The 17314-nt window shown below is 43.2% G+C and carries 20 protein-coding genes; 12 read left to right on the top strand and 8 right to left on the bottom strand.

Translation table 11 applies throughout. The annotated features are described in order from the left end of the window. Positions 1–38 precede the first annotated feature (38 nt). Entirely contained in the window at positions 39–227 is a 189-nt protein-coding gene (locus OCU48_RS11760) for a hypothetical protein (RefSeq protein WP_141344843.1), read from the top strand. 53 nt (positions 228–280) lie between these two features. Here OCU48_RS11760 and ispB read toward each other — a convergent pair whose 3' ends face one another. Beyond that, positions 281–1252: an octaprenyl diphosphate synthase gene (gene ispB, locus OCU48_RS11755; RefSeq protein WP_141344844.1), complete on the bottom strand. Its 972-nt coding sequence runs from the start codon at positions 1250–1252 to the stop codon at positions 281–283. A gap of 267 nt (positions 1253–1519) precedes the next feature. Here ispB and rplU point away from each other — a divergent pair, with 267 nt between their 5' ends. From rplU to OCU48_RS11710, 9 genes are all read left to right on the top strand, one after another. Beyond that, positions 1520–1831: a 50S ribosomal protein L21 gene (gene rplU, locus OCU48_RS11750; RefSeq protein ID WP_017029047.1), complete on the top strand. Its 312-nt coding sequence runs from the start codon at positions 1520–1522 to the stop codon at positions 1829–1831. 19 nt (positions 1832–1850) lie between these two features. Beyond that, positions 1851–2108, top strand: coding sequence for a 50S ribosomal protein L27 (rpmA, locus tag OCU48_RS11745; protein ID WP_141344845.1), 258 nt, complete (start codon positions 1851–1853; stop codon positions 2106–2108). A gap of 199 nt (positions 2109–2307) precedes the next feature. After that, entirely contained in the window at positions 2308–3474 is a 1167-nt protein-coding gene (gene cgtA / locus OCU48_RS11740) for an Obg family GTPase CgtA (RefSeq protein WP_141344846.1), read from the top strand. A 112-nt stretch (positions 3475–3586) separates the two neighbouring features. After that, positions 3587–4645 carry an FUSC family protein gene (locus OCU48_RS11735; protein ID WP_141344847.1) on the top strand — a complete coding sequence of 353 codons (1059 nt, stop codon included), beginning with the start codon at positions 3587–3589 and terminating at the stop codon, positions 4643–4645. Positions 4646–4766: 121 nt separating this feature from the next. Further along, entirely contained in the window at positions 4767–5534 is a 768-nt protein-coding gene (locus tag OCU48_RS11730; protein WP_141344848.1) for a threonine/serine exporter family protein, read from the top strand. Then, positions 5531–6007, top strand: a complete 477-nt coding sequence (locus OCU48_RS11725; protein WP_141344849.1) for a threonine/serine exporter family protein — start codon at positions 5531–5533, stop codon at positions 6005–6007. The genes OCU48_RS11730 and OCU48_RS11725 overlap by 4 nt, the downstream gene beginning before the upstream one ends. 10 nt (positions 6008–6017) lie before the next feature. Further along, entirely contained in the window at positions 6018–6500 is a 483-nt protein-coding gene (gene folA, locus OCU48_RS11720; protein WP_141344850.1) for a type 3 dihydrofolate reductase, read from the top strand. A 7-nt stretch (positions 6501–6507) separates the two neighbouring features. Further along, the gene (locus OCU48_RS11715; RefSeq protein ID WP_141344851.1) at positions 6508–7461 is read left to right on the top strand and encodes a LysR family transcriptional regulator; all 954 of its coding nucleotides are present in this window, start codon (positions 6508–6510) and stop codon (positions 7459–7461) included. A 111-nt stretch (positions 7462–7572) separates the two neighbouring features. Further along, positions 7573–8118: a porin family protein gene (locus OCU48_RS11710; protein WP_141344852.1), complete on the top strand. Its 546-nt coding sequence runs from the start codon at positions 7573–7575 to the stop codon at positions 8116–8118. Positions 8119–8125: 7 nt separating this feature from the next. On the opposite strand, the gene apaH is transcribed toward OCU48_RS11710, so the two are convergent. From apaH to lptD, 6 genes are read right to left on the bottom strand one after another with little or no spacing between them, the layout of a single operon-like run. Then, positions 8126–8929 carry a bis(5'-nucleosyl)-tetraphosphatase (symmetrical) ApaH gene (gene apaH, locus OCU48_RS11705; RefSeq protein WP_141344853.1) on the bottom strand — a complete coding sequence of 268 codons (804 nt, stop codon included), beginning with the start codon at positions 8927–8929 and terminating at the stop codon, positions 8126–8128. 12 nt (positions 8930–8941) lie between these two features. Then, positions 8942–9322 carry a Co2+/Mg2+ efflux protein ApaG gene (gene apaG / locus OCU48_RS11700; protein ID WP_141344854.1) on the bottom strand — a complete coding sequence of 127 codons (381 nt, stop codon included), beginning with the start codon at positions 9320–9322 and terminating at the stop codon, positions 8942–8944. 30 nt (positions 9323–9352) lie between these two features. Beyond that, complete coding sequence (rsmA, locus tag OCU48_RS11695) at positions 9353–10156, bottom strand: 16S rRNA (adenine(1518)-N(6)/adenine(1519)-N(6))-dimethyltransferase RsmA (protein ID WP_141344855.1); 804 nt, start codon at positions 10154–10156, stop codon at positions 9353–9355. Further along, entirely contained in the window at positions 10153–11139 is a 987-nt protein-coding gene (gene pdxA, locus OCU48_RS11690) for a 4-hydroxythreonine-4-phosphate dehydrogenase PdxA (protein ID WP_167496168.1), read from the bottom strand. The genes rsmA and pdxA overlap by 4 nt, the downstream gene beginning before the upstream one ends. Then, on the bottom strand, positions 11129–12439 hold the full coding sequence (gene surA / locus OCU48_RS11685; protein WP_141344857.1) for a peptidylprolyl isomerase SurA: 1311 nt from the start codon (positions 12437–12439) through the stop codon (positions 11129–11131). Before surA ends, pdxA begins: the two co-directional genes overlap by 11 nt. A 53-nt stretch (positions 12440–12492) precedes the next feature. Then, positions 12493–14958 (bottom strand): LPS assembly protein LptD, encoded by a 2466-nt coding sequence (gene lptD / locus OCU48_RS11680; protein ID WP_141344858.1) that lies wholly within the window; start codon positions 14956–14958, stop codon positions 12493–12495. A 150-nt stretch (positions 14959–15108) separates the two neighbouring features. On the opposite strand from lptD, the gene djlA reads away from it, so the two are divergent. Together djlA and OCU48_RS11670 are read left to right on the top strand one after the other, a co-directional pair. Next, positions 15109–15954, top strand: coding sequence for a co-chaperone DjlA (gene djlA / locus OCU48_RS11675; RefSeq protein ID WP_141344859.1), 846 nt, complete (start codon positions 15109–15111; stop codon positions 15952–15954). Between the two features lie 9 nt (positions 15955–15963). Then, positions 15964–16509, top strand: coding sequence for a DUF924 family protein (locus OCU48_RS11670; RefSeq protein ID WP_141344860.1), 546 nt, complete (start codon positions 15964–15966; stop codon positions 16507–16509). On the opposite strand, the gene OCU48_RS11665 is transcribed toward OCU48_RS11670, so the two are convergent. Further along, positions 16506–17285, bottom strand: a complete 780-nt coding sequence (locus tag OCU48_RS11665; RefSeq protein ID WP_141344861.1) for a DUF547 domain-containing protein — start codon at positions 17283–17285, stop codon at positions 16506–16508. The genes OCU48_RS11670 and OCU48_RS11665 overlap by 4 nt on opposite strands. Between the last annotated feature and the right edge of the window lie 29 nt (positions 17286–17314).

The raw sequence follows: 17314 nt of genomic DNA, 5'->3' as shown, positions 1-17314 counted from the left end.
CGTACTAGTTACTATTAATCAAGAGTAAGGGTATCGCTATGGACATGGATAAAATCGCGACGGGTATGTGGGTAGAATCTTCTGAAGGCCTAGGGCGCGTCCTAGCAGTAGATAAGAGAGATGAGATGGTACTTGTCGAAGGGTTGCACGAAGAGCAGTGGGCCGTACACGTCAGTTCAGTTAATCAAGACGCTCAATTGCATCCAGATTGCGACAAATACTATTAGGTTAAAGCAAGTAACGACACGCCACCCTTGCGAGTGGCGTTTTTGTATTTAGCTTATTTATTACGTTTAACTGCGAGATGCGCTAACGCTTCAAGAGCTGATTTTTCAGTCGAATCTGGCAAAATTGCTAAAGCTGCAATAGCCTTGTCTGCCTCTTCGTTAGCGACCGTGGTTGTGTATTCCAAAGAACCTGTATCATGCATAGCCTGCATAATATCGTCCAAGCGCTCCATACCATTGGCCTGTTCAATCGCTTCAACAATCATCGCTCGCTGTGAGTCTGAACCATTTTGCATTGCATAAAGAAGCGGCAGGGTAGGTTTACCCTCTGCGAGGTCATCTCCCACGTTTTTTCCCATCTCTTTACCGTCAGCGGTGTAATCCAATACATCATCAACGAGCTGAAAGGCCGTGCCTAGGTGGCGACCATAGTTTTGCATCGCAACTTCTAGCTCCGGAGTAGAGTGAGTCAATATCGCTGCAATTTGCGATGCTGATTCAAATAAGCGCGCGGTTTTAGAATAAATGACCTGCATGTAGCTTTCTTCGGTTGTAGAGGCATCATTGCAGTTCATTAATTGCAAAACCTCACCTTCAGCGATCACATTCACCGCTTCACTCATTAATTCGAGGATCCTCAATGATCCTAGGCTTGTCATCATTTGGAAAGAACGAGTGTAGATGTAATCACCCACCAAAACGCTGGCCGCATTGCCAAAAGCTGCATTGGCGGTTTCTTTCCCTCGGCGCATATCCGATTCATCAACCACATCATCGTGTAATAGTGTTGCTGTGTGAATGAATTCAATGAACGCAGCTGCGGTGATATGCCCTTCGCCTTCATATCCTAAAGCACGAGCTGATAGGAGCGTGATCAGCGGGCGTAGACGCTTTCCACCACCGCTAACAATGTAGTGCCCTAATTGATTGATTAGAGCCACTTCTGAGGTCAGCTGAGCGTGAATTGTTTTATCTACTTTTACCATGTCGTCGGCAGTGAGGGCCTGAATAGCGCTAAAGTCCATTGTACTTCCGGTTTTGAGTCGCTACGGGGAGTAGCTGGATGATAATTAATGTTGAATTTTACACTAAAAAACGTTGCCAAATACACCTGTAAAAGGCATCATTCTCGCACTTTTATGTGGCGATTATCTTTTCGCCAATTTTTTTAAAATATGGCTTGTTTTATGTGATGCGTTCACGTAGAATCTGCGCCCTATTGATGAATTAGTTAGCGCACACCCAAACTACTTAATTAGGTTAAAGGCTGTGCGGAAAAAGCGGAGTAAAATATGTACGCTGTTTTCCAATCTGGTGGTAAACAACACCGTGTAAGCGAAGGTCAAACTCTTCGTTTAGAGAAATTGGACGTTGAAACTGGTGCAACTGTTGAGTTTGACTCAGTTCTTATGATCGCTAACGGTGAAGAAATCACTGTTGGTGCACCTCTTGTTGAAGGTGGCAAAGTTGTAGCTGAAGTGGTTAAGCACGGTCGTGGCGATAAAGTAAAAATCGTTAAATTCCGTCGTCGTAAGCACTCTCGTAAGCAACAAGGTCATCGTCAGTGGTTCACTGAAGTGAAGATCACTGGCATCAACGCTTAAGTTATAGGAGAGTTTAACAATGGCACACAAAAAAGCTGGCGGTTCTACTCGTAACGGTCGCGATTCAGAAAGCAAACGTCTTGGCGTTAAGCGTTTTGGTGGCGAATCAGTTCTAGCGGGTAACATCATCGTTCGTCAACGTGGTACTAAATTCCACGCTGGTGACAACGTTGGTATCGGTAAAGACCACACTCTTTTCGCTCTTACTGAAGGTAAAGTGAAATTTGAAGTTAAAGGTCCTAAGAACCGTAAATTCGTTAGCATCGACTCTGAGTAATTAATACTTAGTTTCAAGCTGAATTCAAAAGCCCTGCCGATTCGGCGGGGTTTTTTATTTGTAGGATACTAGGTTTCTTGGCTCTGAGTCCTAGGCTGTTTGCAGCCTAGGGCCTATAGCCTAGACCCCTAGATCCTAATTAGGTATGGATCTGCTAAAGTTGATCCAGCAAGATATTCACACCAATACGGAGTGAGAAATGAAATTCGTAGATGAAGCAACTGTAAAGGTAGAAGCAGGCGATGGCGGTAATGGCATTGTTAGTTTCTGGCGTGAAAAGTTTATAACTAAAGGTGGCCCCGATGGTGGCGACGGCGGTGATGGTGGTGATATCTACCTTGAAGCTGACGAAAACCTAAATACACTTATCGATTACCGTTTCCAACGCTTTTATGCAGCAGATCGTGGTGCGAATGGCCGTGGTGGTAACTGTACTGGTAAGCGTGGTAATGACCTTACACTTAAGGTTCCTGTAGGGACACGTGCTGTAGACATCCATACCAATGAGGTAGTGGGTGAAGTTGCAGAGCATGGCAAGAAGGTAATGATCGCGAAAGGTGGTTGGCACGGACTAGGTAACACCCGCTTTAAATCATCCGTGAACCGAGCACCTCGTCAAAAGACAATGGGCACTAAAGGGGAAGTTCGTGAACTTCGTCTAGAGCTACTGTTATTGGCAGATGTGGGCATGCTTGGTCTACCAAATGCGGGTAAGTCGACCTTTATCCGTTCTGTTTCTGCAGCTAAACCAAAAGTAGCTGATTACCCGTTTACGACTCTTATCCCTAGCTTGGGTGTAGTGAGTGTGGTTCCAGAAAAGAGTTTTGTTGTTGCCGATATCCCTGGTTTGATCGAGGGTGCAGCAGATGGTGCCGGTCTTGGTATTCGCTTCTTGAAGCATCTAGAACGCTGTCGTGTGTTGCTGCATATGATCGACATCATGCCGGTTGATCAAAGTGATCCTGTGCAAAATGCTTTGACTATCATCGATGAACTTGAGCAGTACAGTGAGAAGTTAGCGGATAAACCACGTTGGTTGGTATTCAATAAGACTGATCTTATGCCTGAAGACGAAGCGAATGAAACGATCCAACAGATCTTGGATGCGCTAGGTTGGGAAGAGCAATACTTTAAGATCTCAGCAATTAACAAACATGGCACTAAAGAGTTGTGTTACAAATTAGCAGACTTTATGGAAACACTTCCTCGTCAAGCGGAAGAAATTTCAGAAGAAGATAAAGTCGACTTTATGTGGGACGATTACCATAAAGATGCGATGTCAGGCAGCAACGTTGTTACTGAAGACGATGATGACTGGGACGACGATGAAGAAGATGACGGTCATGTTATCTATGTTCGCGACTAGTATCTTTTGTAGACAATGGTCTGAACAATAAACATAATAAAAAGAGCCTGAATTAGATTCCGGCTCTTTTTTTATCTGTGCGAAAGCAATTTTATCTCAAGGATCTGAGATCATGCACCTAAACCAGAAAATATCCAATCTAGATGCGTTTATCTTCGCGAATTACCGAGTTGTCCATGGTATTCGTATTTCCATAGCCTTTGTAATTACCCTTATTGCTACGACGTATTTTGAGATTCCTGAGCGAACTTGGATTTTAATTACGCTATTTGTGGTCATAGGACCGATATCTTATCTTGGTAATGTTTTGCCGAGGGCTTGGCATCGTGTTTTAGGAACTTGTCTTGGCGCTATATCAGGCATACTAGGAATTGCTATTAGCCAATATTCTGTGCTGCTGATGTACATATGGTGTGCGGTAATTATTTTTCTGAGTGCTTATTTTGCTCTGGGGAAAAGGCCGTATGTTGGGGTATTAATTGGCATTACTTTAGCCGTCACTTTAGGGGCTGCGAATGCAGATATTGATGTCGCAATGTGGCGTGGCGTTGATGTGACTATCGGTTGTATTGTTGCGGTTTTGTTTTGTCTTATCTACCCACAGCGCGCGTTTATCCACTGGCGCTTGCGCATCGCAAATACCCTAAATACCTTCGCTAAGGTCTATCATTTATCTTATTCTCCCAATGTGTTGGAAAAGCCGGATCTTGAGCCGTTTCAAAATACTTTAGTGAAAGAAATGACAACAATTACCACCTTAACAGCCCCATCGATTAAGGAGACTAAACTCAAGCGTCAATTGCTCGAAGCGATTCAAATCCAACTTCGCAATATGCTTAGTACGATAGATCTGCTTAACCATTCTTATTGGAGCGACAGAGAAAGTCATCTAAATATGCTTTGGTCTAAATCGCTTAAGCAATGCCAGCAACAAGTGGAGCAACAGCTCGAAGATTTAGCTTATTTGGTGGAAAAAGGGCAGGTCCGTGGTGAAAATCGCGTTGAAGAAAGGGAGGCAATTACTCGTGATCTAAAGGCTATCATTGCTGAGCTAGGTGAAGGAAACTCCAATATTCATGGCTATATTTGGTTAAACCTCAAATTGATCGAAGATTTGGGGAATCTCAAAAAATTACTCGTTTTAGCTTTAAATCTGTCACAAAAATCTTGAGTTGATTAAAGTATTCAATTTCGGTTGTTCTTAATCAATTAAATTTGAATTATCAGTATTGTTTTATATGCAAACCCAATAGAATATTGGTTTTATTTTAAACAATTCTCAAAGAGATAGAATGGAATCGAAACAACGCGCAGTTTCCCGCCTTATTGCTCAAGCAGGTCAGATGTTGCATGCACATGGAGCTGAAAGTGCACTTATTTGCGGTATCATGGAACGTATCGGTCTAGCATGTGGTATGGATGAAGTGGAAGTATCACTTTCATCCAGTGCTCTTGTTGTGACAACGGTAACTGATGATCGTTGTATGACGACCACGCGACGTTGCCCTGATAAGGGAATTAACATGCGCGCTGTGACAGAGGTACAGCGTATCTGCATCATGCTAGAAAAAGGCATCCTAGACCACGATCTTGCGCAGCAGAAGCTGGATAAAATTACTCCTGAGCGTTACAACCGTTGGCTTGTGGTGTTTATGATTGGACTATCGTGCGCCTCATTTAGTCATCTTGCTGGTGGTGATAGTGCTGTATTTGCTATGACCTTTGTAGCCTCTGCTATTGGTATGATTGTCCGACAAGAGATTGGTCATCGTCATTTCAATCCTCTCCTTAATTTCGCGACAACTGCGTTTGTAACCACCTTTATTTCGGCGCAAGCGGTGGTATTTGAGATTGGTAACAATCCAAACGTGGTAATGGCATCATCTGTTCTTATGTTAGTTCCCGGCTTCCCCTTAATTAATTCTGTTGCCGACGTATTGAAAGGGTATATCAATATGGGCATTGCTCGGTTTGTGATGGGCAGTTTACTTACTCTGGCTACCTGCCTGGGGATTGTTGCGGTGAGCGGTGTATTAGGCATGTTTGGGGTGACACTATGAGTGATTTCTTTGCCTTGTTTTTAGGGCTTATCGATGACATGTTCTTTGCATCAATTCCTGCTGTTGGTTTTGCGTTGGTTTTCAATGTGCCAAAGAGTGCGTTGTTCTATTGCGCATTGGGGGGAGCTATTGGTCACGGTTCGCGCTATTTGATGATGCAGTTTGGTATGCCAATTGAATGGGCGACCTTGTTTGCTGCGACCATTGTTGGCTTTATTGGTGTCGCATGGTCGCATCGATTTTTAGCTCACCCTAAGGTGTTTACTGTAGCGGCTATGATTCCTATGGTTCCCGGTGTCTATGCCTTCAATGCCATGATAGCAATGGTAGAAATTAACCAATTGGGTTATACCCATGAATTATTTTCTAGCCTAATAGAGAATTTCCTCACCGCAATGTTTATCATTGCTGGACTTGCAGTTGGGCTCGCTATGCCTGGCTTATTTATTTATCGTCGCCGTCCCATTGTTTAGAGGAACCCCTATGATCGTTAGTATGATTGCCGCTATGGCTAACAACCGCATTATCGGTAAAGACAACCAAATGCCGTGGCATCTTCCCGCAGATTTTGCTTGGTTCAAAAAATGCACCATGGGTAAACCTGTGATTATGGGACGTAAAACTTACGACTCAATTGGTAGGCCACTTCCTGGTCGTCAAAATATCGTGATTAGCCGAGATAGCGACTTGTTGATCGAAGGGGTGGAGACAGTGACTTCAATCGACAAGGCCCTGCAAGTGGCAGGAGATGTGCCTGAAGTTATGATCATTGGAGGAGGCTCAGTTTATGAGTACTGTCTCCCTGCTGCATCTAAACTGTACCTAACACATATCGACTTAAGCGTTGAAGGTGACACACAATTTCCAGATTGGGGACAGGGTTGGAAGCAAGAACATAGCGAACATTACAAAGCGGATGAGAAAAATGCTCATGACATGCAGTTTATTGTTTTAAATAGAGAGTGATGAATCTATGGCGAAAGACCGCTTTGCAAATTTAGACCTCAATCTATTAAGAACTTTTCTGGTGCTCTCCCAAGAGCTCAATATGCGCAAGGCATCAACACGTCTGCATGTAAGCCAGCCTGCAATAAGTCAGTCTCTGCAAAAATTGCGTCATCACTTTGATGATCAGTTGTTTGTTAAAGTGCGTTCAGGCTTAGAGCCTACCCCTTATACTTTGGAATTAGCGAACTCAATCACCCCATTTTTTGATGGCTTGGCAGAAGCTATTAATGGAATAGGTGAGTTTTCTCCTCTAGAGGTTGAGCAAACCTTAAATATCGGAATGATTCCGACAGTAGAAACCGCTTTAGTGGGACGTTTATATCACGCTCTAAAGCAAGCGGCGCCTAAAGCGTCACTTGGTATAAAATCATGGTCTCAAGATTCGATAAATCAATTGATTACAGGGCAAAGCTTATTGGCTGTTGCTTATGAGTCCTCTTTATCAAAAGAGATTTATTCTGAGAAATTAATAGAGATACAAGGAATGTTAGTTGCTCGGAAAGGGCATCCGTTGGCGGGAAAGAGCTGTCAATTAGCAGAGCTTGAAGGCGCACAACTTGCGACCTTTGCAACCGCTGGATGGAACGATAACTACAGCTATGCCCAAGAGTTTCTGAAGAAATATGGCATTAATGTAGAGATTGGTTTTCGCTCAGAATTGATTATGCCTGTCATTGACATAACTCATCGCACGAACATGTTACTACCACATTCTGATCTTTTTCCTTTTAAACAGTTTACTAATTTAGTACCGCTAGATATCGATATTGACAACATTGAAAAGGGTTCCAATATCACCCTTTATGCTCACTATCATGTTAAATATCGCAATAGTCCGCTTATTAATTGGTTAGTGAGATTAATTAGGCAAGAGCTACAAAATCAAATTGAAGATAATCATTGCTTATTGCGGAGATAAGCACTGGTGATTTTTGCTTATCATAATATTCTCTTACACTTCTCGGCAATTTAAGACGCACGGAGCGCAAAAAATCATCAAGGATAAATTTACATTGCCTTTGAGAATAATATGAAAAAATTACTTGTTACTATCGCAACTCTAGCTTTGACTGCCACGCCTGTTTTTGCTGAAACGTCGACACAAGAACCTGAAGCAAATGGACATCGCATCGGAATTGGTTTTTCTAGCACGAAAGATGTGACTTACGATAGTGTCAAATTAGGTACAGGCGTAAAGCTTGAATACGGTTATGAATTTAATAACATTGTCGGCATCAATCTCTCATATGCAGGATATAGTGATAGTGCTTCTGAATATGGCTTAACGTTGGATGTTGATGGTTCTACGATTAAAATTGATACTGATTTAGGTTATACCTTTCATTTTGAGCAGTGGGCTTTGAAACCTTATGCAGCAATAGGTATTGTTCGCCATAATGAAGAGTGGCGACTACTAGGTGAAAAAGAATCAATGGACGATACTAAATTATTCTTCGGTATTGGTGCACGAGCAACGATTAAAGAGCATTACTATGCAGATGCTCGCCTAGAAGGCTTTGCTACGGATTATGCTGACTACGGACAGTTCTCAATGACCTTTGGTTACCGTTTCTAAGTAAAGGTTAAAGCGCTGCTTGAGTAAAGTAGCGCTTATCTTCCCATCTAAGCATTGTCATGTGATTACCCCAGACACAACCAGTATCTAAACCGATAACACTGTGTGAGTCAGTCCCCATCAATGCGGCCCAATGTCCAAATATAGCTTTCTTTGGTAACTGAACTCTTTGTTCTAATTCAAACCAAGGTATCAGCTTACTCTTGTCTACTTCTTCCGGTGGCAGTTTGCTATCCATATCCAAACGTCCATCATGGTAGCAATAACGCATGCGCGTCATTGCGTTAATAGTAAATCTTAGGCGCGGCATTCCCTCTAGTAAGGGATCCCAGATGTCGGGAGAGTTGCCGTACATCTTTTTGATAAGCTTTTTCCAGTTATCTCCTGACAAAGCCTTTTCTACTTCTTGCGCAGCATTGCGTGCCTCATCTAATGTCCAAAGCGGATAGATGCCTGCATGGCTCATAACAAACTCAGGGTGTTCTGCGAGCAAGGGTTGGTGGCGCAGCCATTCAATTAATTCAGAGCAATCATCAGCCTCAAAAATAGGCAAGGTTTTATCTTTTGGCTTGGCTTTATGAACCCCCAATGAAATCGCAATAAGGTGTAGATCATGGTTACCCAAAACTATTTTTGCTGAGTCGCCCATCGAGCGGATAAATCGTAAAGTTTCTAGTGACTTGGGGCCACGAGCGACCAGATCTCCAGCGACCCAAAGTGTATCCTGCTGTGGATTAAAATTGACTTCTTCTAGCAGTAAAAGGAGTTCATCTAGGCAACCTTGGATGTCTCCAACAAGATAATTGGACAAGCGGACCTCTAACTAGTTGATAATGTTTGGCACGGAAAGATTGAAAGGGGCTATCTGAGCTTTAAAGGTATCACCATCGTCAGATTGCATAATATAGTGCCCTTGCATGATTCCTACAGGGGTTTCGAGAGCGGTACCACTGGTATAAGTATAATCGTCATTGGAAGGGATTATGGGCTGCTCACCAACGACACCATCACCTTCTACGGTGATCTGTTTACCATTGCCATCGGTAATGAGCCAACTACGAGAGAGAAGTTGTACGGAGTGAGGGCTAAGATTTTTTATAGTGATCATGTACGCAAATACATAGCGGTCATTATCGGGTTCCGATTGTGCCTCTATGTATTTGGTGTGTACATGACATTTGATACAAGGTTGACTGACGTCCATGTGTGGTCTCCTTGTTAGAGCTTATTGGCTCTAGTGATTGTCGGCAAGCCAGTTCGCCATATCGACAAATTGTTCCAGAGTTAGATTCTCTGGTCGCATGCTTGGATTGACTCCAAGCCCTTCCATGACTTCAGTGCTTATCAGTGAACGGTAGCAATTTCTCACCGTCTTACGGCGTTGATTGAAACCATCTCGACACACTCTATCCAACCATTTTAGGTCTTTTGCCGGGTGCGGTAATGTTTCATACGGCATTAGACGAACAACGGCTGAATCCACTTTTGGCGGCGGAACAAAAGCAGTTGGTGGTACTTCTAAAACAGGCATGACTTTGCAGTAATACTGAGCCATAACAGTTAGGCGACCATAAGCTTTGGTGCCAGGGCCGGCAGCTAAGCGGTTAACCACTTCCTTTTGCAACATAAAGTGCATGTCTTGAACATCTTTATGGAACTCAAACAAGTGGAACATCAAAGGGGTTGAGATGTTATACGGTAAGTTGCCGAAGATACGCAGTTTGTTGTTTGGCTTTACCAGTTGGGTAAAGTCAAAACGCATGGCATCGCCTTCGTGGATAGTTAGCTTTTCACTCAAGTCTGGGTGATTACGCAAACGCTCGGCTAGATCTCTGTCGAGCTCAATAACGGTCAGTTTATCAACCAACTTGCCGACAGGCTCAGTAATTGCACCTAAACCAGGGCCAATCTCAACCAAGTTTTGTCCTGGAAGAGGGTTAATAGAAGAAACGATACCGTCAATAATGTACGGGTCGTTTAGAAAGTTTTGACCAAAACGTTTACGCGCTTTGTGTCCTAAGTGGACATCATTACTCATTGTTTTTTCTCAACTAATTCAATCGCGTGGGAAAGTGCAGTTTGGAAACTTCCTGTATCCGCGTTACCTGTGCCGGCCAAATCCAAGGCAGTGCCGTGGTCGACAGAGGTTCTTATAAAGGGTAGACCTAAAGTGATATTCACTGAACTTCCAAAGCCTTTGTATTTTAGCACTGGAAGCACTTGGTCGTGGTACATACCCAAAATCACATCAGCATCTTGTAGATACTTGTGATTAAAAATGGTGTCAGCAGGTAAAGGACCAATAATATCCATACCTTGCTCTCTGAGCTTATTTAGGGTTGGGGTAATTGTTTCAATTTCCTCTTGCCCTAAACAGCCGTCTTCCCCTGCATGAGGGTTCAAGCCGCAAACATAGATTCGAGGGTGAGGAAGGGCAAATTTAGTCACCATATCCTTATGCAATATCTGCATAATTTGCTCGATTCTTTCTTTTGTCACCGCTTTTGATACATACGCTAATGGTATGTGTGTAGTGACCAGTGCCACTCTTAACCCTTCTGTTGCTAACATCATCACGACCATAGGCGTGTTGGATTGTTCAGCAAAAAACTCTGTGTGCCCACTAAAGGCAACGCCAGCTCGGTTAATTACGCCCTTATGCACGGGGCCGGTCACTATAGCGGCAAATTCATCATTCATACAGCCTTGAGCGGCTCTTTCTAATGTTTTTAGCACATAGTGTCCATTAGCTTCATTCAGTTGACCAATTACTGCTTCTTTTGCCATTGGAATGTGTTCAACCGTCAGTGTCCCTCTACGCTGAGGTGATGGCGCTTGCTTGGCATCGTAATCGAGTAAAGCAACGTCTATGCCTAGATGCAGTGCACGTTGCTGCAACATGTTTTTATCAGCGCATATCACTAACTGATGTGGGTGATTATTATGTACTAGAGATAAGACTAAATCAGGACCAATCCCGGCAGGTTCACCTGCCGTAATAATGATGCGATTACAGCTCATTACTGACCTCTTCGTCATCTTGACTTTGTACCATTTCTATAAAGGCACTGGCTCTAAGCTCTTGCATCCAAGCTGAGGCTTCTTCGTTAAATTTACGATTGAATAAGATTCTGTATGCTTTGTTATTCATTGCGCTATCAGTACGATCAACTTCACGGCGATCTATCACCTCGACAATGTGCCAGCCATGTACCGTTTTGAATGGTTCACTAATTTGACCAACAGGCAATGTTTCTACTTGGTATTTAAATTCAGGTACGTACAAATCAGGAGTTTGGTAGCCAAGTTCACCATCACGAGCAGCAGAGCCTGGGTCAGCGCTGTATTGTTGTGCTAGTTCGCCAAAGGTCGCTTCACCTGCTCTGATTTGACGAATAAAGCCGTACAGTTCTTTTTGTGCACCTTCATCACTTAGAATGACAGAGGTCTTAATTAGGATATGGCGAGCATTAACTTCAGTTACTGCAACTGTTTCCAGTCCTTGCACATCTTCAATTTTCAGTATGTGGAAACCAATTCCGCTGCGAAATGGACCTATAATGGCATCTTTGCCTTGCGTAGTGATTTGGTCAGCAAAAATTGTCGGCATTTCTTCTTTACGCATCCACCCCCAATCACCACCTTCTAGGGCTTTAGGTCCCTTAGAATAGGCAATCGCAAGCTCAGAAAATTTCTCACCCTTTTTCAAACGCTCAACCAACTCATTAGCTTGTTCTTCAATTTCTGCTTTTGAATCATCATCATTGAAGCGTAGCTGGATATGGCCCACGCGATAGTTAACGCTCTTATTGGTTTCCTTCGCTAACATACCTGCCATTGATTCTACCTCGGCAGGAAGAATATTAATTCGGCGACGAACTAGAGCATTGCGCGCCTCTGAGATAGCGACCTCTTTGCGAATTTGTTCACGAAATTCAGTGTAGGTTAAGCCTTGTGCTTGAATACTCGCAATGAGCTCAGCTTGTGTTTGCTTATTGCTTTTAGCGATGCTTTGCACTGCATCATCAAGGCGGTTGTCATCAATTCTTACACCAATGCGCTCTGCTTCTTGAGATTGCAGTTCATCCATGACCAATTTGTCGATCACTTGCTCATTTAACACATCTGCTTCAGGAAGAGCTTGCTGATTTTCTTGAGCATTGAACTTCAGTGTCTTCATTGCACTATCAATGTCGCTCTGCAAGATTACGCCGTCGTTAACGATTACAACTACTCTGTCCATTTCTACTGGGGCAGCTAGGCTAATAGCGGGCAGCAGGACCAAGAGAATAGTAGTAACGAGTCGTTTAAACTTATTCATTATTTTTCCAATACATCTTCTTCGTGGTCATCGGCATATTGCCAATGAGATATTTAATTATTCAGGTAGAAAGGACGACCGTAACCTAGAGCGTTACCTCCGTCACCATACTCAGTGCCAAAGTTAGTGCCAAATCCGATAATACCGATATTAAAGCTAATATTCTCTTCGTATTCAGGTCCAGGATTAGCTGTACCGACGCCACCTGGCCATGAACGAAGTTGATCTGTGTAGGTTATACCCACATACCAACAATCTGAGGTGTAAGTAATACGAGCCAAGGATTCAAGGGTAATGTTCTCTGTTGTATCGTAGAAATATTGAGCGTTAAAATTCCAGTTTCTATTGAATTTATACCCACCTAGTAGACCAACCTGAGAAATACCGTCAGTGGTGATTGAATCTATAGAACTAATGTCTACCGAATTTTCAATGTAATCTTTAGTTACATAGCGATAGTTGGTTTGAATGTAACCCGGACCTTTTCGATATTCTAAAGTACTATCAGCTATTTCTACGCTTTGTGAGTTGACACCATACTGGATGCTACCATTGTAAAAAATGGAGTCATTGAAGTTAAACTCGGCTTCAACAGCCCACGTTAAGTTGTCAGAATTACCGTTACCGCGATTTGGGTTTTCTGTGCTTTCTTCATCAAATTTGTAAATTTGGCCAAATGCAATGTTGAGTCGTTCTCTGTAAGCTGCATCATAGAATCGCGTGGTTGCGCCATAGCTTACTTGATTCGCATTTTTTATATAGTCTACGCCACTATAGCTTCGACTACGGAATAGACCATAGTAATCTGTTTGAAGGTTAGTCGTATCATAGAAATAGATGTCTTCTTGAAACTTATCAGGTACGTAAAGATATTGTATCTTCGGCTCCAAGGTTTGCGTGTATCCATTTGCTAGAGTAGTGCCTCTCTCTAAATATATAGTTCCGCTAGTCCTAAACTCTGGCAGTACTCGAGTAACGCTACTTTCTAAGTATTGGGTACCATCTGCGATTGAAGGTGTTACCCCATCAAGATCTTGATTGTAGTAAGTAGTTAAAAGCCTACCTTCAGTTTCCCAATGACCCCATGTAGTGTTTAAAGGTATTTTAAGTCCTGGTTCGATGTGTACTCGTGTTGCAGAATTGGGTTTATTATTTTGAGTGTCATCAGTTTCAAAGTGAGTTACGTGGCTGATCATGTCAAAATCAAGATATGGTAAAAGTTCCGGATAAAAATAGTTTGCACTAAGCTGAGGCACCATTCGATAAGGTAGATCGTTAGTGTCTGATAACAACTGAAAATCTCGTACTAGTACACTGGTATCCCAATGCTCATTACGATAGGACACCTTACCTTGTTGTAATAGTTGACCATCTTCGCGTTCACCGATACTAGATGAAACATCTCGGAAGTAATAAATGTCGCTGACCTTGGCATAGTCAACTTCGACTTTCCAGTTGCGATCAAACACACCATAGTGGGTATAACCTACGCCCCAACGATCGCCATATTCAGGGTACTTTTGGTCATCACCTAAAAATTGAGCATCGATTTGGCCGCGTCCCCAGCCACTCAAGTACCTGAATTTACCATCAGTCTGCACTCCACGTTCTGACATGTATTTAAACGTGGTTTCTAAATCGTAGTTTGGTGCAAGGTTCCAATAGACAGGGATTTCAAGCTCAAAGCCATCGCTTGTTCCATATGCGACTGTTGGATAAAGGAAACCAGTCTTACGTGTGTCACCGATAGGTACGGTCAACCAAGGCGAATAGAACACGGGGATGTTTTGGATTTCAAAACGAGGATGATACAAGGTGGCTTCTTCTGCCTCTTGGTCAATCTCGATAGATGAAGAAACTAAACGCCATGAGTTATCATCTTCTGGACAAGAGGTGATCGAGCCATCTTCTAATTCATAGTAAAGCTTTCCTTCAACGCGAATAACTTTGGCATCGCCACGTCCGTTCTGACACAGCAAATTATAATTTGCCATTTCTAGTGTCGTTACATCAGTGTCTAGGTTAGTGGTGGCGGTTTCTGATACGGTCTTAATTTGACCGTCAGACATTTCCACATTACCTTTTGCAACTATAGTATTGTCAGCTTGGAACAAGGTTACAGTATCAGCATTAACACGCTTTGTTCCCTGGGTGACCTTTACATTACCTCGGTAGGTGGCTTCTTTACCGTTGATACCATCGAGCGAGTCAGCCTCTACATGAGTGGGCAGTTCCTCTTCCTCTTCTGATTTTTCAGGGATAATACATTGAGAGGTAAGGTCAAAGGTCTGGTCTTCGGCTGCAGAAACAATTGCCGTCAGCTCAGCTGCCGGTTCTGCATTTTGTTCGGCAGTTGAATTATCGGTGAGTTCTGTTTGGGAGTCGCTAAGATCAACTTGTGAAAGTGAGCCTTGATCTTCTTGTGAGTTCTCCTGCACACTAGTTTCTGCCTGCGCATTTGTAACACACAGTGCTGTGGTTATTGAAAGAGCGAGCCAGGTGCGGGGAAATTTTGACATCGAATTAGAAACTTCCTTGATGATGAATAAGTCCGTAGACTGTAACTGACCGTTTACTTGGTCGAATGTTCCTTATGATAATAGAATTTGGAGCATCAGGCACTAAAAGAGCACATTACTCTATAAAAATTAGTAGATTGAGAAAAAAGCATGTATTTTTTTGGCAAAATTTTAGGCGCATTTTTTGGTTTTCTGTTTGGTGGGCCCATTGGCGCATTCATCGGATTGTATATTGGCCATCGTTTTGATCGCGCAAAAGCGATCAATCAAGCCCGTCAGGGAGGCTTTTCTGGATACCAGAGAACCGTTAATCCAGCACAGCAAGTAGAGTTCTTTAAAGCTGCATTTTCGGTAATGGGTCATGTATCAAAAGCAAAAGGCCAAGTCACTGAACGAGAGATTCAGCTTGCAAATATTATGATGCAACGCATGAATCTGGATGAAAATCAGAGACGCATTGCTCAAGAAGCATTTCGTGAAGGTAAGTCATCGTCTTTTCCATTGAGAGAAGTGTTAGGTCGCGTTCGAGAAGTGAGTGGGCGTAGGCATGATTTAATGCAGTTCTTTTTAGAACTGCAGATTTCCGCAGCCTTTGCCGATGGTAGTATCCACCCCAACGAGCGCGATGTGCTGCATATCGTGGCTGAAGTGTTAGGTTTCAGTGCTGCGCAACTTGAGCGTCGTTTGAAAATGCAAGAAGCGGCTTATCGCTTTCAACAAAGCGGCGGCTATGGCGGACAGTACTCTGGTGGCGGCTATCAGCAGCAAGCCACAACTCAAGATCAGCTTGCAGCCGCTTATGACATCCTAGGGGTAGAAGCCTCGGCTGAACCTAAAGAGATTAAACGCGCTTATCGCAAGTTAATGAATGAGCACCATCCAGATAAACTATCAGCAAAAGGCTTGCCGCCAGAAATGCTTGAAGTAGCAAAAGAAAAGGCGCAAGAGATTCAAAATGCCTATGATGTAGTGAAGAAAGAACGAGGCTTCAAATAAGGGTATTTTATGACACCAAGTTACGATGATGTGTTGATTTTTTGGTTCGAAGAATTGCAGCCAAATGATTGGTTTCGTTCTAGTGCTGAACTAGATCAACAGATTAAGCAGCGATTTGGTGAATTGCACAGCAAGGCCTGCCGATGTGAGTTAGTTGAGTGGCGTCAGTCTCCTCAGGGGAGACTGGCGGAAATAATCGTTCTAGATCAGTTTTCGCGTAATCTATTTAGGGATTCACCACGGGCCTTTGCGAGTGACCCTCTAGCTCTTGCTCTAGCGCAAGAAGCGGTCTCGCTTGACGATGATTCAAAACTCTCCTCACAGCAACGTAGCTTTGTTTACATGCCGTACATGCACAGTGAATCATTATTGATACACGAACATGGACTGCAATTATTTACCCAAAGCGGTTTGACACAAAACGTCGAGTTCCATCTTAAGCATACGGCTATTTTAGAACGATTTGGTCGTTACCCTCATCGCAATATAGTTTTAGGTCGCGAAAGTACCAGTGAGGAAGTTCTGTTCCTTACTCAGCCCGGCTCAAGCTTCTAGTTTGCTTTATTGAGTTTCCAGTCGTAATCAAAGCTCACTTTTCCTTCAAAGTCTGTGAGTTCAGGGCGATACTTTGCAAGATGCTTGATCACTCCTTGTTCTCCCTTAAAGTCAATCGCAAACCAATCATAAATTGAAGAAAGCTGAAGCTCACCATTGCTGAGTTTGGCCCCCTTATCACTGTTGATAAAGGTTTGCGCACTCAGCTCTAGTAGTTGCTCAGTGTTTTCGGAGGTAAACGCCTGTGCTTGAAGGTTCGGGCAACCTAGACTGGCACAATTGACCGCGTAGTGGGTACGGGGGTCTTGCCAAATTGGGCGCAGAATCCGATGTTCAATATCATTGAGGCTCAATGGCTTTCCTGCCACTTCAATAATGTTCTCACCCCAAGGTCCAAAGCTAAATAATCCGCCTAGCTTGGTGATGGATTTTACCGGGTAGTTATCTAGAATCAGGTCAACGGTTAAGGCATTGTAAAAGTTAACCCAATACGCGTATTGCTCTGCTTGAGAGTACTGGCGAGGGTCAATCTTGGCTAAGGCTGAGATGTAGGTCTTGAGCGCTTGCTTGTCAGTGTCTGTGACTGAGGCATAACGAAACAAAGTATATTCACTGCTCTCAACTAAATAAGCGTCCAATAAAGCCTGCCATTGGTTGTGATCGATGCTTTGTGTACTTTGGGTGTGTTTATCCCAAAATGGCCATGGTTCGGATTTTGGTGCGCTAAATGCATTAAATGAGAATAACGTGAGAATCAATATCCATACCTTGTACATGTCTTTCTCCAATTTGGTATTAGGGCCTA

This window comes from Vibrio inusitatus, assembly GCA_024346935.1.
In the GTDB taxonomy this organism is placed as follows: Bacteria; Pseudomonadota; Gammaproteobacteria; order Enterobacterales; family Vibrionaceae; genus Vibrio; species Vibrio inusitatus.
The sequence above is the reverse complement of the archived record's forward strand: the minus strand, read 5'-3'. Positions and strand labels throughout refer to the sequence as shown.

What these genes read in the sequence shown, in the direction of transcription:
- OCU48_RS11760 (WP_141344843.1), top strand. Translation starts at nt 39, where the DNA reads ATGGACATGGATAAAATCGCGACGGGTATGTGGGTAGAATCTTCTGAA.
- ispB (WP_141344844.1), bottom strand. Translation starts at nt 1,252, where the DNA reads ATGGACTTTAGCGCTATTCAGGCCCTCACTGCCGACGACATGGTAAAA.
- rplU (WP_017029047.1), top strand. Translation starts at nt 1,520, where the DNA reads ATGTACGCTGTTTTCCAATCTGGTGGTAAACAACACCGTGTAAGCGAA.
- rpmA (WP_141344845.1), top strand. Translation starts at nt 1,851, where the DNA reads ATGGCACACAAAAAAGCTGGCGGTTCTACTCGTAACGGTCGCGATTCA.
- cgtA (WP_141344846.1), top strand. Translation starts at nt 2,308, where the DNA reads ATGAAATTCGTAGATGAAGCAACTGTAAAGGTAGAAGCAGGCGATGGC.
- OCU48_RS11735 (WP_141344847.1), top strand. Translation starts at nt 3,587, where the DNA reads ATGCACCTAAACCAGAAAATATCCAATCTAGATGCGTTTATCTTCGCG.
- OCU48_RS11730 (WP_141344848.1), top strand. Translation starts at nt 4,767, where the DNA reads ATGGAATCGAAACAACGCGCAGTTTCCCGCCTTATTGCTCAAGCAGGT.
- OCU48_RS11725 (WP_141344849.1), top strand. Translation starts at nt 5,531, where the DNA reads ATGAGTGATTTCTTTGCCTTGTTTTTAGGGCTTATCGATGACATGTTC.
- folA (WP_141344850.1), top strand. Translation starts at nt 6,018, where the DNA reads ATGATCGTTAGTATGATTGCCGCTATGGCTAACAACCGCATTATCGGT.
- OCU48_RS11715 (WP_141344851.1), top strand. Translation starts at nt 6,508, where the DNA reads ATGGCGAAAGACCGCTTTGCAAATTTAGACCTCAATCTATTAAGAACT.
- OCU48_RS11710 (WP_141344852.1), top strand. Translation starts at nt 7,573, where the DNA reads ATGAAAAAATTACTTGTTACTATCGCAACTCTAGCTTTGACTGCCACG.
- apaG (WP_141344854.1), bottom strand. Translation starts at nt 9,322, where the DNA reads ATGGACGTCAGTCAACCTTGTATCAAATGTCATGTACACACCAAATAC.
- rsmA (WP_141344855.1), bottom strand. Translation starts at nt 10,156, where the DNA reads ATGAGTAATGATGTCCACTTAGGACACAAAGCGCGTAAACGTTTTGGT.
- pdxA (WP_167496168.1), bottom strand. Translation starts at nt 11,139, where the DNA reads ATGAGCTGTAATCGCATCATTATTACGGCAGGTGAACCTGCCGGGATT.
- surA (WP_141344857.1), bottom strand. Translation starts at nt 12,439, where the DNA reads ATGAATAAGTTTAAACGACTCGTTACTACTATTCTCTTGGTCCTGCTG.
- lptD (WP_141344858.1), bottom strand. Translation starts at nt 14,958, where the DNA reads ATGTCAAAATTTCCCCGCACCTGGCTCGCTCTTTCAATAACCACAGCA.
- djlA (WP_141344859.1), top strand. Translation starts at nt 15,109, where the DNA reads ATGTATTTTTTTGGCAAAATTTTAGGCGCATTTTTTGGTTTTCTGTTT.
- OCU48_RS11670 (WP_141344860.1), top strand. Translation starts at nt 15,964, where the DNA reads ATGACACCAAGTTACGATGATGTGTTGATTTTTTGGTTCGAAGAATTG.
- OCU48_RS11665 (WP_141344861.1), bottom strand. Translation starts at nt 17,285, where the DNA reads ATGTACAAGGTATGGATATTGATTCTCACGTTATTCTCATTTAATGCA.